The sequence below is a fragment of the Sphingomonas sp. P4_G3 genome (genome assembly GCF_056401105.1).
Genome location: NZ_JBFUJZ010000001.1, coordinates 18,154 through 30,983, shown reverse-complemented (window position 1 = coordinate 30,983; position 12,830 = coordinate 18,154). Strand labels below are relative to the sequence as shown.

11 protein-coding genes are annotated in these 12,830 nt (G+C 66.8%); 8 read left to right on the top strand and 3 right to left on the bottom strand.

All coding sequences use genetic code 11. The annotated features are described in order from the left end of the window. Position 1 precedes the first annotated feature (1 nt). Positions 2-1,390, bottom strand: coding sequence for a B12-binding domain-containing radical SAM protein (locus tag AC1DQQ_RS00150; protein ID WP_478032728.1), 1,389 nt, complete (start codon positions 1,388-1,390; stop codon positions 2-4). A gap of 54 nt (positions 1,391-1,444) precedes the next feature. On the opposite strand from AC1DQQ_RS00150, the gene AC1DQQ_RS00145 reads away from it, so the two are divergent. The 4 genes from AC1DQQ_RS00145 (at position 1,445) to AC1DQQ_RS00130 (ending at position 4,939) form a co-directional block, all read left to right on the top strand. Beyond that, positions 1,445-2,332, top strand: a complete 888-nt coding sequence (locus tag AC1DQQ_RS00145; RefSeq protein ID WP_478032730.1) for a hypothetical protein — start codon at positions 1,445-1,447, stop codon at positions 2,330-2,332. Further along, the gene (locus tag AC1DQQ_RS00140) at positions 2,329-3,441 is read left to right on the top strand and encodes a glycosyltransferase family 4 protein (protein WP_478032732.1); all 1,113 of its coding nucleotides are present in this window, start codon (positions 2,329-2,331) and stop codon (positions 3,439-3,441) included. The genes AC1DQQ_RS00145 and AC1DQQ_RS00140 overlap by 4 nt, the downstream gene beginning before the upstream one ends. After that, positions 3,438-4,541, top strand: coding sequence for a glycosyltransferase family 4 protein (locus tag AC1DQQ_RS00135; RefSeq protein WP_478032734.1), 1,104 nt, complete (start codon positions 3,438-3,440; stop codon positions 4,539-4,541). Before AC1DQQ_RS00140 ends, AC1DQQ_RS00135 begins: the two co-directional genes overlap by 4 nt. Positions 4,542-4,621: 80 nt before the next feature. After that, positions 4,622-4,939, top strand: a complete 318-nt coding sequence (locus tag AC1DQQ_RS00130; RefSeq protein ID WP_478043918.1) for a hypothetical protein — start codon at positions 4,622-4,624, stop codon at positions 4,937-4,939. Positions 4,940-5,000: 61 nt separating this feature from the next. Here AC1DQQ_RS00130 and AC1DQQ_RS00125 read toward each other — a convergent pair whose 3' ends face one another. Next, entirely contained in the window at positions 5,001-6,944 is a 1,944-nt protein-coding gene (locus tag AC1DQQ_RS00125; protein WP_478043916.1) for a polysaccharide biosynthesis protein, read from the bottom strand. Between the two features lie 180 nt (positions 6,945-7,124). On the opposite strand from AC1DQQ_RS00125, the gene AC1DQQ_RS00120 reads away from it, so the two are divergent. Genes AC1DQQ_RS00120 through AC1DQQ_RS00105 form a run of 4 tightly spaced genes read left to right on the top strand, consistent with a single transcriptional unit; the run spans position 7,125 to position 11,594 of the window. Beyond that, positions 7,125-8,162 carry a polysaccharide biosynthesis protein gene (locus AC1DQQ_RS00120; protein WP_478043914.1) on the top strand — a complete coding sequence of 346 codons (1,038 nt, stop codon included), beginning with the start codon at positions 7,125-7,127 and terminating at the stop codon, positions 8,160-8,162. Then, the gene (locus AC1DQQ_RS00115; protein ID WP_478043912.1) at positions 8,152-9,264 is read left to right on the top strand and encodes a polysaccharide biosynthesis C-terminal domain-containing protein; all 1,113 of its coding nucleotides are present in this window, start codon (positions 8,152-8,154) and stop codon (positions 9,262-9,264) included. The genes AC1DQQ_RS00120 and AC1DQQ_RS00115 overlap by 11 nt, the downstream gene beginning before the upstream one ends. Beyond that, positions 9,261-10,382, top strand: coding sequence for a non-hydrolyzing UDP-N-acetylglucosamine 2-epimerase (wecB, locus tag AC1DQQ_RS00110; protein WP_478043910.1), 1,122 nt, complete (start codon positions 9,261-9,263; stop codon positions 10,380-10,382). Before AC1DQQ_RS00115 ends, wecB begins: the two co-directional genes overlap by 4 nt. 9 nt (positions 10,383-10,391) lie before the next feature. Continuing rightward, positions 10,392-11,594, top strand: coding sequence for a glycosyltransferase family 4 protein (locus AC1DQQ_RS00105; protein ID WP_478043909.1), 1,203 nt, complete (start codon positions 10,392-10,394; stop codon positions 11,592-11,594). Here AC1DQQ_RS00105 and AC1DQQ_RS00100 read toward each other — a convergent pair. Continuing rightward, entirely contained in the window at positions 11,569-12,819 is a 1,251-nt protein-coding gene (locus AC1DQQ_RS00100) for an oligosaccharide flippase family protein (RefSeq protein WP_478039682.1), read from the bottom strand. The two genes, AC1DQQ_RS00105 and AC1DQQ_RS00100, sit on opposite strands and share 26 nt — an antisense overlap. Positions 12,820-12,830: the final 11 nt, after the last annotated feature.

Below are 12,830 nucleotides of genomic sequence, written 5' to 3'. Positions count from 1 at the left end.
GTCAGGACCCGACGGCGAGGCGGAACGGGCTCGGCGACCGATGATCGTGCGTCAGTTCCTCGAGCCGCACCCAGGCCGCATCGTCGCGCACGCCTTGTTCGACCTCATGGTGCAGGAGGTCACGGATCTTGCGGTAGAAGGTGGTGTCGTAGGTGCCCTGGAACAGCATCGCCAGGTCGCCGGTATCCTTCCAGTTACGCTGCCGGCCAAGTTGCGCGCGGACCTGCTCGTAGAAATCGGTGCCGGGCAAAGGATAGGAAACCGACACCCCGATCTCATCGGGCGCCTCGTCGCGGATCAGGTCGCGGGTCGCGATCAGATCCTCCCACCCTTCCGACGGATAGCCGAGCTGGATGAACCAGCAAGCCTTGATGCCATGCGCCTGGAGCGTCCGCGTCGCACTGCGCGCGGCCTCGACATTGCTACCCTTGTCCATCGCGTCGAGAATCTTCTGTGACCCCGATTCCACGCCCAGCCACACCTCTCGCGCGCCCGCTTCGGCCAACGCCGCCACGCTGTGTTCGGTCATCAGGTTGACGCGCGATTGCATGGTGAAGGGGATCGCCGCGTCGGCGCGGCGAACCTCGTCGGCGAACGCGCAGGTCCAGTCGATATCGAGGCCCAATATGTCGTCGGTGAACCACAAATGATCCGGCGCGACGTCCCGCTTCAGCCGCGCCATCTCACGCACCACGTCTTCAGGCGATCGCACCGTGTAGCGGCGGCCGAAGGTCGGTTTCGCGCACCAATTGCAGGCATAGGGACAGCCACGCGACGTCGCGATGTTCCACGAAAACTCACCATGCGCGCCAGTCCAGGCGGCGCGATAGGCGGCGATATCGAGCAGATCCCAGGCCGGGTGCGGCAAGGTATCGAGATCCTGCTGCGCACGCCGCGGCCGGGTCGCGCCGGGATCGGGCAGGATCAACCCGGCAATATCGCCAATCTCACCGATGCCGCGTTCCCAATGGTCGACCAGTTCGAGCACCGCGCTCTCGCCCTCGCCCAGCACTACGGCGTCGGCGCCCGCGCCCAGATACATGGCCGGATTGTCGCTGACGTCGGGCCCGTTGGCAGCGACGCGGCAGCCCCGCGCGGCGGCCGCGCGGATCATCGCCAGCGCGGTGTCGCGGCGCACCGTGGTGCACATCTTGGTCAGGAAATTGAAATTGTCCTCCATGACGACGACCGCCTTGGGACGGACCGTGTCGAGCATCGCCTCGAAGCGCTCGATGCCGGGTTCGAAGGTCGCGTCGAACAAGGCGACCGCATGCCCTTCGCGCCGCACCAGGGCGGCGGCGATCAGCGTCGAGAGCGGAGAATAAGGCCGCATTCTCGATTGTTGCTTGGCGTCATGAACCATGAAGTTCGAATGGGAGAACAAAATCACGCGGCGTGCGCCTTTCGGACGCCGCCGACGGGCTCGCGAACAGGGGACGGATTGGTGCAAGACGAGGCCGGATACTGCCACCTGACGCTGTTTGGCATTGCGACCCTGATCATCGCCGACGATCCCCGTTTGCTCGCGACCGCTCGGGCGGCCCTTGTCGACTGGCTCATCGAAGCGCCGATGCCCGAACCGGAAATCACTCTCCGGCTCGCGCGCGACGACGGGCCTGCCGATTGGGTAAGTCCGGCGATCCGCGTCGAAGGTTCACGCCTGACGATCGAAGGCGAAGGAATCCGCGGAGAGGCAGATGCGACGACCGGCGCGGCGCGATGTCGAGTGCCGGCGCGGTTGATCGATGCGTCCGGTATGTTGGCCGATCAGATCCTCGACCCGCTGCTGCTGTTCCTGGCGACGCGGCGCGGGCGGACGCCGGTTCATGCGTCGGGCGTGATGATCGGCGATACGGTGATGGTGCTCGCGGGCGCCAGTGGGTCGGGCAAGAGCACGCTCGCGCTCGCCGCGATGGCGCGCGGCCTGGCGGTGCTGTCGGACGACACGTTGTATGTCGAGCACGGCGCGCGCCTGCGCGTCTGGGGAGTGCCGCGACCGATCCACGTCTTTCCGCGTGACGCGCCGCCCGGGGATCAAGAAACCCGCTTGCGCGGTGGCAAGGTGAAGCAGGCTGTCCAGCTCCCGGCGGGCCCGCGATATGCCGATCACTTGACGCTGGTCGTGCTCGCGCGCGGCGACACGCCGGCACTCGACGCGATCGCGCCCGAGGAAGCGACGCGGCATTTGGCTGAACTCGAACCCGGCTTCGATTTGTTGCGCGAGGAATCGGCAGCAGCCGTCGCTGCGCTCGCGTCGCGCGGCGCGTGGCGGCTCCGGCTCACCCAAGATCCCGACGCCGCGATCGCGCTGCTGCAGGAAGCGTTCGGGTGATCCGCGTCACCCAGATCGGCATCGTTCGCCCGCGCGAGAAGATCGACCCCGATCGCCTGCTCGCCGACTGGCCGACGCTCGCCGACATCGCCACCGCGACGCAGCGTGCCGGCGCCGAGGTGACCGTAATCCAGTCGTTCCATCGCGATGCCGAGATCGTTCGCGACGGAGTGCGCTATCGCTTCGTCGCCGAACCCGCGCTGCCCGGCCGCGCGACCGGGCTAATGCCCGGTCGGCTGGCGCGCGCGGTTCGGGCGGCCGCGCCGGACGTGCTGCACGTGAACGGACTCGATTTCCCTCGCCACATGCGCGCGCTGCACCGGCTCGGCATGCCGATCCTGGTGCAGGACCATGCCAGCCGCGCGGGCGCTGGTGGAAACAAGCGGCGCCGTGCGCTGGAGCATATCGCCGGCATCGCCTTCACCACGGCCGAACAGGCTCGGCCGTTCGTCGATGCCGGCGAGCTGTCGCCAAACGTCCCGGTCTTCGCCGTGCCCGAAAGCTCGACGCGGTTCTCCCCGGGCAGTCAGGCGACCGCGCGCGCCCGGACCGGGATAGAGGGCGATCCGGCGGTCCTGTGGGTGGGTCGGCTCGACGACAACAAGGACCCGTTGACGGTCCTGGCGGCGATCGAGATCGCGGCGCACGACCTTCCCCACCTGAAACTGTGGTGCTGCTTCCACGAACAACCCTTGCTGGCCGAGGTCGAGGCGCGGATCGCCGCGTCGCCCGCATTGGCCGGGCGCGTCCACCTGCTGGGCCGCGTGCCGCATGCGCGGATCGAGACATTGCTCAACGCCAGCGATTTCTTCCTGCTCGGCAGCCATCGCGAAGGATCGGGCTATGCCTTGATCGAAGCGCTGGCATGCGGCGTCACGCCGATCGTCAGCGACATCGCACCGTTCCGAGCGATCGCCGGATCGATCGGCGCGCTCGTTCCGGTCGGCGACGCGGCGGGATTCGCCCGCTCGCTGGTCGCGCTGGCACGGCAGGATCGCCTGGCGTTGCGACGTCGAGCCGTCGAGCATTTCGAGGCGCATTTGTCGTTCGACCGGGTCGGCGCACAGCTCTGCGCGATCTATGCCAAACTGATCGAGCGCGAGCGATGAAGATCGCGATCGTCGTTCCTGGCGGCGTCGACCGGTCGGGCACGCGCCGGGTAATTCCCGCCCTGCTCTGGCTGATAGAACGCCTGGCGGTGGAGGACGAGGTCCATGTCTTCGCCCTCCAGCAGGAGAAGCTCCCCGCGCGATGGCCACTGCTCGGTGCCCAGGTCCATAATGCCGGCGCGCGGCCGCGCCGCCTGCGGACGCTCGGCCAGATGCTGGGCGAACATCGCCGCGGCGGGTTCGACGTCGTCCATGCTTTCTGGGCGGGCGGGCCCGGCGTCGCCGCGGCCCTGTTCTCCCGGCTCACTGGCGTGCCGGTGTTGCTGACGCTCCCGGGAGGCGACCTCAGCGCGATGCCCGACATCGGCTATGGCGCACGGCTGACCCGGCGCGGGCGCTTCTGGGTCGACCTGGCGCTTCGACAGGCGACGCGCGTGATCGTGCCAAGCGAGTGGATGCGCTCGCAAGCCGCCGCTTTGGGAATCAACGCAACCTGCATCCGCTACGGCGTTTCGCTTGACCAATGGCCGACACGCATGCCGATCCGTCGCGTGCCGGGCACACCACTTCGCATCGTCCAAGTCGCCAATCTCAATCGGGTGAAGGACCAGGAGACGTTGCTCGGCGCCATGCACATACTGGCTACGCGCGGCGTGGCGTTCGAGGTCGACGTAATCGGGCTCGATACGCTGGATGGCGCGGTGCAGCGGCGTTGCCGCGAACTAGGACTCGCCGATCGCGTGCGCTTCCACGGTTTCGTCGAACACGCTGCGGTGCGCCCGTTCATCGAGCACGCCGACCTGGTGGTGGTGAGCTCGCGGCACGAAGGCGTGCCGATCGCCACGCTCGAGGCCGCGGTCGCGGGTGTGCCGACGGTCGGGACGTCGGTCGGCCAGATCGCCGATTGGGCGCCGGATGCGGCGATCGCTGTCCCGATCGGCGACGCCGAGGCGCTAGCCGATGCGATCGAGCGGCTGGCGGGCGACGAGGATGAGCGCCTGCGCCTCGCCGCCAACGCCCAGGCTTTTGCGGTAGAGCATGATGGCGACGCCTTCGTCGCCGCGATGCGTATCCTTTATCGCGCGTTCGCGCGGGAATAGCCCCAGGCTAGGCTCATCAAATGCGGCCAGTCCGGAAGCGACCCAATTGCGGACGTGCCAAGAACCTATAAGATACAGGAATGTATGATCGGACATTTGGCTGGCGGGACGAACTCAAAGCTATCGTCATCTTCAGCCTTCTTGCCCTCGGTCTTGCTGGGGCATTTGTCTGGATAAGGTCGGCACCGCAGACCTACGAAACAGCGAAAGTAGTCCGGTTCGGGACTTATGCCGACAATCTGGGGAATCATCCGACCCTGGTCGTGGCTACTAGCGACGGAACCGAGCGCCAGATTGAGACGACGCCAGAGCTGTTGAGGGACTGCAAGGCCGGCAGCAACATCAAGTTGATCGTGTCGCCGCGTCACTCCGAAGTCGCGCCAGCGGGCTGCCAATAGCCGGTTCTCGCGACGACCGCTTTCCACCCATTTTCAGACGCCCTCGTTTTTGGCTCACCACCTAAGCCACGGTGGCGACCGGCATCGTCGGTAGCGTCCCGGCTTCGCGATAGACCCAATCGGCCACCCCGCCCTCGCAGCGGAATTCGGGCACCAGCTCGGTCAGCGCCGCGATCAGCTGCCCGCGGCTGGCGGCATCGAGTACGTTTTCGAGCCGATCGAGCCGGGCATGGAGCGCGTCGATCGGCAGGAAGCCCTCATCGGCCTTGAGGATGCGCGGGTGATCGGTCGGTGCGGGATCGTTGCCGATCAGCAATTCCTCATAGAGCTTTTCGCCTGGCCGCAGCCCGATCTCGGCAATGTCGATGTCGCCGCCCGGATTGTCGATGTTGCGCACCGCCAGCCCAGCCAGTTCGATCATGTTGCGCGCCAGGTCGAGAATCCGGACCGGCTGTCCCATGTCGAGCACGAAGACGTCGCCGCCGCGCGCCATCGCGCCGGCCTGGAGCACCAACTCGGCCGCTTCAGGCACCGTCATGAAATAGCGCGTCATGCGGCGGTCGGTCAGCGTCACCGGGCCGCCCGCCGCGATCTGTTGCCGGAACAACGGCACGACCGATCCGCTGCTCCCCAGCACATTGCCGAACCGCACCATCGAGAAATTGGTCCCCGGCGACACCTGATTGAGCGCCTGGAGCACGAGTTCGGCGGCGCGCTTGGTCGCCCCCATCACGTTGGTCGGCCGCACGGCCTTGTCGGTGCTGATCAGCACGAAATCGCGAATGCGCCAGCGCGCCGCCGCGCGCGCCAGTGTCCAGGTACCGAATACGTTGGTCCTGATGCCCTCGGCCGGATTGTGCTCGACGAGCGGCACGTGCTTGTAAGCAGCGGCGTGATAGAGCGTATCGGGCCGCCACGCGCCGATGATTTCGTCCATCCGCGCGCCGTCGCAAACCGACCCGAGCAAAGGGACGACCTTGAGCGATGGATAGCGCGCGGCGAGCTCGCGGTGGATCTCGTACAGTCCGAACTCGCTGATCTCGACCAGCAGCAGCGCCGCGAGGTCGCGCCTGGCGAGTTGGCGGCATAATTCGCTGCCGATCGATCCTCCCGCCCCGGTGACCATCACGACCTTGCCGTGAATGTGACCGTGCATCAGCGCGACGTCCGGTTCGACCGAGGCGCGGCCGAGCAGATCCTCGATCTCGACGTCGCGCAACTGTGTGACTTCGACCCGACCGTGCGCGATGTCCATCAACCCGGGTAGCGTCCGGATCCGGGCGTTGGCGCTGAGCGCGTCGGCGATGATCTGATTGCGCCGCGCGCGTGAGGCGGACGGCACCGCGAGCAGGATTTCGTCGGCGCCGAGCCGCTCGACCACCTCGGCGATCCGCGCCGGATGATGGATCCGGCGCCCGTCGAGTACGCTGCCGATCAAGGCGGGGCTGTCGTCGAAATAGCCGACCACCGCCATCTCACTGCTTTGCGCGATCGCGGCCGAGAGCTGGCGCCCGGCCGACCCCGCGCCATAGATCAGCACGCGTCGGTGCGGCGCGCGGCCGGCACCCGCCACGTCGAACAGCCAATAGCGCGCGAGCACGCGCGATCCGGCGATGCCCACGAACAGCAGGATCGGCTGTATCAGCACGATCGTGCGCGGGATGCCGAACACGCTGATCACGGTGAACACGGTCGCGAACGGCAAGGTATAGATCGCACAGGCGCGGGCGATGTTGACGATCGCGCGGATGCCCGCCTGGCTGAAGATCTCGCGATACAGGCCCAATGCCCAGAACAGCGGAAGAGCGATCGCGATCGACACCGCGACCAGCAAGCCGAACGGCGTGTCGCGTTCGGGCCAGAAACCCAGCCGTAGGATAACCGCGGCATAGCAAGTGATCGCGCACAGGCAGCCGTCGACCAGCATCGCAATCCAGCGCTTGGTCGGACGCGGCCGCGACACGGCAAAATGGCGCAGCGCCATGAGCGGCCGCGCCAGAGTCACGACAGACTCCGTTGCGGCAACCGGGGAAGTGCGATCGTGTCCAAACGCCCTGTCACATCGGCTTAGTGGCCATGTGCGCGCCGCCAAGTTCAACCGGGGTGAACGCTTCGCCGCGCGCCGGGCACCAAGGATGGAGGGATCGACCAACCGGGACAGACGGAAAGGACGCCGGCGCTCGGCATGGGGGATTTCACGGACAGGACATTGATGATCACCGGCGGGACCGGGTCGTTCGGCACGACCATTCTGCGCCATCTGCTGGCGCAGCCGATCGCCGAGATCCGCATCGTCAGCCGCGACGAGAAAAAGCAGGAGGACCAACGCCTGCGGTTCAACGACGCGCGGATCAAATACCATATCGCCGACGTCCGCGACGCGCGCGCGATGGAAATGATCAGCCGCGGCGTCGACTTCATCTATCACGCCGCCGCCTTGAAACAGGTGCCGTCATGCGAATTCCATCCGCTGGAAGCGGTGGCGACGAACATCACCGGCACCGCCAATGTGCTCGACGCGGCGATCAGGAACGGCGTCAAGCGCGTCGTCTGTCTGTCGACCGACAAGGCAGTCTATCCGGTCAACGCGATGGGCATGTCCAAGGCGCTGATGGAAAAGGTCGCGATCGCCCGGGCGAGGATGGCGGAAGGCAGCGGCACAGCGATCTCCGCGACGCGCTATGGCAATGTGCTCGCCTCGCGCGGCTCGGTCGTGCCCTTGTTCATGCGCCAGGTGCTGCGCGGCCAGCCGATCACCATCACCGATCCCGAGATGACGCGCTTCGTCATGACGCTCGACGAAGCGGTCGACTTGTGCCTCTACGCCTTTGACCATGGCAGTAACGGCGATCTATTCGTCCAGAAGGCGCCGGCGATTTCGATCGAGAAGCTCGCGCATGCCGTGCTCGCGGTGATGGGCCGGCCCGACCATCCGATCCGGGTGATCGGCACGCGCCATGGCGAGAAGCAGCACGAAACCTTGTTGAGCCGCGAGGAGATGGCGGTGGCCGAGGATCGCGGCGCCTATTTCCGTGTCGCGCCCGACAATCGCGATCTCAATTACGACGCCTATTTCAGCGACGGGCGGGAGCAGGTGTCGCGCGCGGACGATTTCAATTCGCACAATACGCGCCAGCTAGAGGTCGCGGAACTGGCGGACATGCTTGGCCGACTGCCCTATGTTCGAGGCGTGCTGGCGGGAGAAAAGGTCGATGAAAGCTGAGCGGCCGACGGTCGCGATCACCGGGGCGAACGGCTTCATCGGGCGTAACCTCGCGGTGCGGCTGGACGAGCTCGATTACCCAGTGCTGCCGATCACCCGCGATACCCAAACCGACGATGCGTATCGGGCGCTGGGCGCGAGCGACGTGGTCTTCCACCTTGCCGGCGTCAACCGGCCCGACGATCCCGGCGACTTCCTGCGCGGCAATCGCGATTATACCGCTTCGGTGGCCGATGCGATCGCGGCCGGCGGCCGGCATCCGCTGGTGATCATGGCCTCGTCGCAAAAGGCGACCGAGGACACGCCCTACGGCGCCAGCAAGCTGGCAGGCGAACAGGTCGCGCTGGGCCTGGGTGATGCGGCGGAGGTGTCGGTCTGGCGGCTGCCCAATGTCTTCGGCAAATGGGCACGGCCCAATTACAATTCGGTGGTCGCGACCTTCTGCCACAATATCGCGCGCGGGCTGCCGATCGATATCCACGACCGCGCCACGCGGTTGCGGCTACTGCATGTCGACGATCTGATCGACCAGTGGCTCGCGTTGATCGCCACGCCGCCGACAGCCAGCGGGGTGGTCGCCCCGGAAATGGTCTATTCGAGCAGTGTCGGAGAGATCGCCGACCTTATCGCCGGTTTCGCTGCGCGCCGGTCGAGCGGCGAAATCGGCGACGTCGGCACCGGCTTGTCGCGCACGCTCTACGCGACCTTCATTTCCTATTTGCCCGAAGCCGCGTTCAGCTACCGCCTTGTCGCGCACCGCGATCCGCGCGGCAGCTTCACCGAGATGCTCAAGACGCCTACCGCCGGGCAGACATCCTATTTCACCGCGCATCCCGGCGTGACGCGCGGCGGGCATTACCATCACACCAAGGTCGAGAAATTCCTCGTTGTCCACGGCGAGGCGCGGTTCCGATTTCGCCATATCCTGAGCGGTGACGAACATGAGATCGTCACCTCGGCAGCCGAGCCGGTGGTGGTCGAAACGATCCCCGGCTGGACCCATGACGTCACCAATATCGGCGATGGCGAGCTGGTGGCGATCGTCTGGGCCAACGAGGTGTTCGACCGCGACCGCCCCGATACCGTGGCGCTGCCGCTATGACCAAGAAGCTGAAAGTGATGACGATCCTGGGCACCCGCCCCGAGATCATCCGCCTGTCGCGCGTCATCGCCGCGCTCGATCGCCATACCGATCATCTGCTCGTCCATACCGGGCAGAATTACGACCATGAGCTCAACCAGGTCTTCTTCGACGACCTGGCCTTGCGCGCCCCCGACCATTTCCTCGACGCCGCGGGCAGCACCCCAGTCGAGACGATGGGCCAGGTGATCATCGCCGCCGACAAGGTGCTCGCCGCCGAGGCGCCCGAGGCGCTGCTGGTACTGGGCGACACCAACAGCTGCCTGGCGGTGATCGCCGCCAAGCGCCGCCGCATTCCCGTGTTTCACATGGAGGCAGGCAATCGCTGTTTCGACCAGCGCGTGCCCGAGGAGATCAACCGCCGGATCGTCGACCACACCGCCGACATCAACCTGCCCTATTCGACCATCGCGCGCGACTATCTGCTCGCCGAGGGATTTCCCGCCGACCGCGTGATCAAGACCGGCAGCCCGATGTTCGAGGTGCTGAACCATTACCGCCCGGGCATCGACGCGTCGGACGTCCACCGCCGGCTGGGCGTCGAGCGCGGGCGCTACGTCGTGGTGAGTTGCCACCGCGAGGAGAATGTCGATGCCGACGATCGCCTCCGCCAGCTCGCGGAGACGCTTGGCGCAGTCGCCGGGCTTCACGACGAGCCGATCCTGTTCAGCGCGCATCCGCGGACGCGCAAGCGGATCGAGGCGCTCGGGATCGCCTTCGACTCCCGCGTGCAAGTGATGAAGCCGCTCGGTTTCCTCGATTATAACGCGCTCCAGCTTCATGCCCGCGCGGTGCTGTCGGACAGCGGCACGATCAGCGAGGAGTCCGCCATCCTGGGCTTTCCCGCGCTCAACATCCGCGACGCGCACGAGCGGCCCGAGGCGATGGAGGAAGCGGGCGTGATGCTGACCGGCCTCGGCCGCGAACGCGTGCTGCAGGGCCTGGCGATGCTGGCGGCGCGCACCGACCGACCGCGCCTGCCGGCGGACTATGCCATACCCGACGTGGCGGAAAAGGTCGTGCGGCTGATCCTGAGCTACACCGATTACGTCCGCCGCACGGTGTGGAAGGAGTATTGAGCCCCGGCCATGCGCTTGCTGATGGTCGCGATGCAATTCCCGGTCGAGCCGGGGCAATCGTACCTCACGACCGAGCTGGCCGATGCGCTGGTCGCAGCGGGCCACGAGGTCGAGGTGCTCCATCTCGACTGGAGCGCGGCGCCCGGCGGCCCGACCCGGACCTTCTTCACCGATAGCGGCGTCCGCGTGGTCCGCTGCGCGCCACGGGCGCTGGGCGGCCCCGGCCTGCTGTACCATGCCAGCAAGTTTGTGCTGAGCGGCCGCCGCGCCGCCCGCGTCGCCTGGCGTCATTTCGATCTGGAGAGTTTCGACGCGCTGATCGCCTGGATGCCGGCGATGGCGATCGCGCCGTTGCTGCCGCTGATCCGTCGTGCGCGCGTCAGGCATCGCCTGTTGTTCATCTGGGACTTCTTCCCCGACCATCATCGCGAGATCGGGCGGATGCCGGGCGGCCTGCCCTTTCGTATCGCGCGGTGGTGGGAACAGCGGGAGATGAACCGGTTCACCGCGATCGTCTGCACGTTGCCGGGAAACGAAGCCTATCTGCGCGCGCATTACCGCGTACGGCCCGATCAGCGTGTGCTGGTGACACCCGTCTGGGCCGATACAAAGCCGCTGCCTCCGGTCGATAGCGCTGCGATTCGGCGACAGTACGACCTGCAGAGCGATGCCCCGATCGCGGTGTTCGGCGGACAATTGGTCGAGGGCCGCGGGTTCGATCAGATGCTGAGCGCGGCAGAGGCCGGGCACGCCGCGGGATCGCCGCTTCGCTATCTGTTCGTCGGCGACGGTCGGCTAGCGCCGATGATCCGCGATCGGGCGGCCAGGGCCACGAATGTCCTGTATCGTCCGCCGGTGCCGCGCGCCGACTATCTGAAGCTGCTCGGCGCCTGCGATGTCGGGATGGTCGCGACGGTGCCCGGCGTCACCTCGTTCAGCATCCCGTCCAAGACGATCGACTATCTTCGGGCGGGCCTGCCGGTGGTTGCCACGGTCGAACATGGCAGCGACTTTCCCGCGATCCTAGATGGATATCGCGTCGGGCGGACCGTCTCGTTCAATGACCCCGGCGGATTCCATCGCACGGCCGAATTGCTGGCGACCGACCCGACAATCCGCGACGAGGTTCGAACCAACGCACCGCGCTGCCTCGACGAGGTGTTCGATGTCCGCCACGCGGTGGCGACTATCGAAGCGGCGACGCGGCCCTGATCGCGTTTCCAGCGCCGCCAGGACGGCGTCGCATCAGGAACAACAGCACCGCAATGCCCGCCGACAGCGCATAAGCGCTCGCATAGCCGATCTGCGGTGCGCGCGGATCGCCCATACCGATCAGCGTCAGGGTGATCGCCGCCATCATCGCCAGCGTCGCGATCTCGATCGCTGCGTAGCGCCCCGGCCGCCCTCGCGCGAACGCCGAGAACATCGCCAGCGACACCAGCACGCGCATCGTGTCGCCGATCATATAGGTGCGGATCACCGGGATCGCGGGCAGATAGGTATCCGCCAGAAACAGATGGACAAGCAGTGGCGCGCCGAGCGTGAAGACGAGCAATGCGCCCGCCATCACTGCCGTTCCCGCCGCGGCGCATTGCACGACCAACCGCCGCCGCTGGGCATCCTCGGTCAAGGTCGCGACGTGCGGCACGAAGAATTGCACCATGAACAGCCCGAGGAACTGCGTCGACAGGTCCGAAATGCGATTGGCCGCCATCCAATAGCCGAGCGTCGTCACGCCGAAATGATCGCGATAGATCGAGCGCAGGCCGAACAGCATGATCGCCGAAAATCCCGTCGTCGCGGCAATCGACGCCGAATAGCCGAGCAGCCGCCGCACCTCGGTCCTGACCACGCCGGCAGGCGCCAGCGCCAGATGGAGCGGTCGCGCGAAGACGAACGCGAGCGCCATGGTCAGCAGCGGACCGGCGGCGAACGCCAGCGCGGCGAACTCGGCTTGATGCCGCGATATCAGCCACGCCGCCGTCACCGTCGCGGCCAGCAGCCCGGCAGCCTGCGCCGCGAGACTGAAGCTGGCGCGGCCGCGCCCCGACAGGATGCTGCACCAGATCTGCCCGGGGCCCGCCGCCAGCCCGAGCGCGGCCTGGCTTGCGATCAGCGGCCAGCGATGCGGGGCGTCGATCAGCAAATCGGCGATCGCCGGTGCGCCGATCAGCACGCCCAGCCCGATCACCGGTGCCGCGATCGCCCAGATCGCCAGCGCCGCGCCGTGTACCGCGCCAAGTGCCGCGTGATCTTCCGCCGCCGCAGCCTCGCGGATCACGCCATTCTGCGTGCCGCCGACCGCGATCAGGTTGAGCAAGGCGGCGAACGCCATCAATTGCGCGAACACGGTGAAGCCGTGCACCGGCAGATGCGTCGCCGAGAGCTTCAGCAGGACGAGCGCCGACGCGATGCGCACGCCGAAGAAGATCGGCACCGAGGCCAGGC

Bases quoted from the DNA above. Each gene is read 5' to 3' on its own strand.
- AC1DQQ_RS00130 (WP_478043918.1), top strand. From the start codon at position 4,622: ATGTATGATCGGACATTTGGCTGGCGGGACGAACTCAAAGCTATCGTC.
- AC1DQQ_RS00135 (WP_478032734.1), top strand. From the start codon at position 3,438: ATGAAGATCGCGATCGTCGTTCCTGGCGGCGTCGACCGGTCGGGCACG.
- AC1DQQ_RS00105 (WP_478043909.1), top strand. From the start codon at position 10,392: ATGCGCTTGCTGATGGTCGCGATGCAATTCCCGGTCGAGCCGGGGCAA.
- AC1DQQ_RS00120 (WP_478043914.1), top strand. From the start codon at position 7,125: ATGGGGGATTTCACGGACAGGACATTGATGATCACCGGCGGGACCGGG.
- wecB (WP_478043910.1), top strand. From the start codon at position 9,261: ATGACCAAGAAGCTGAAAGTGATGACGATCCTGGGCACCCGCCCCGAG.
- AC1DQQ_RS00115 (WP_478043912.1), top strand. From the start codon at position 8,152: ATGAAAGCTGAGCGGCCGACGGTCGCGATCACCGGGGCGAACGGCTTC.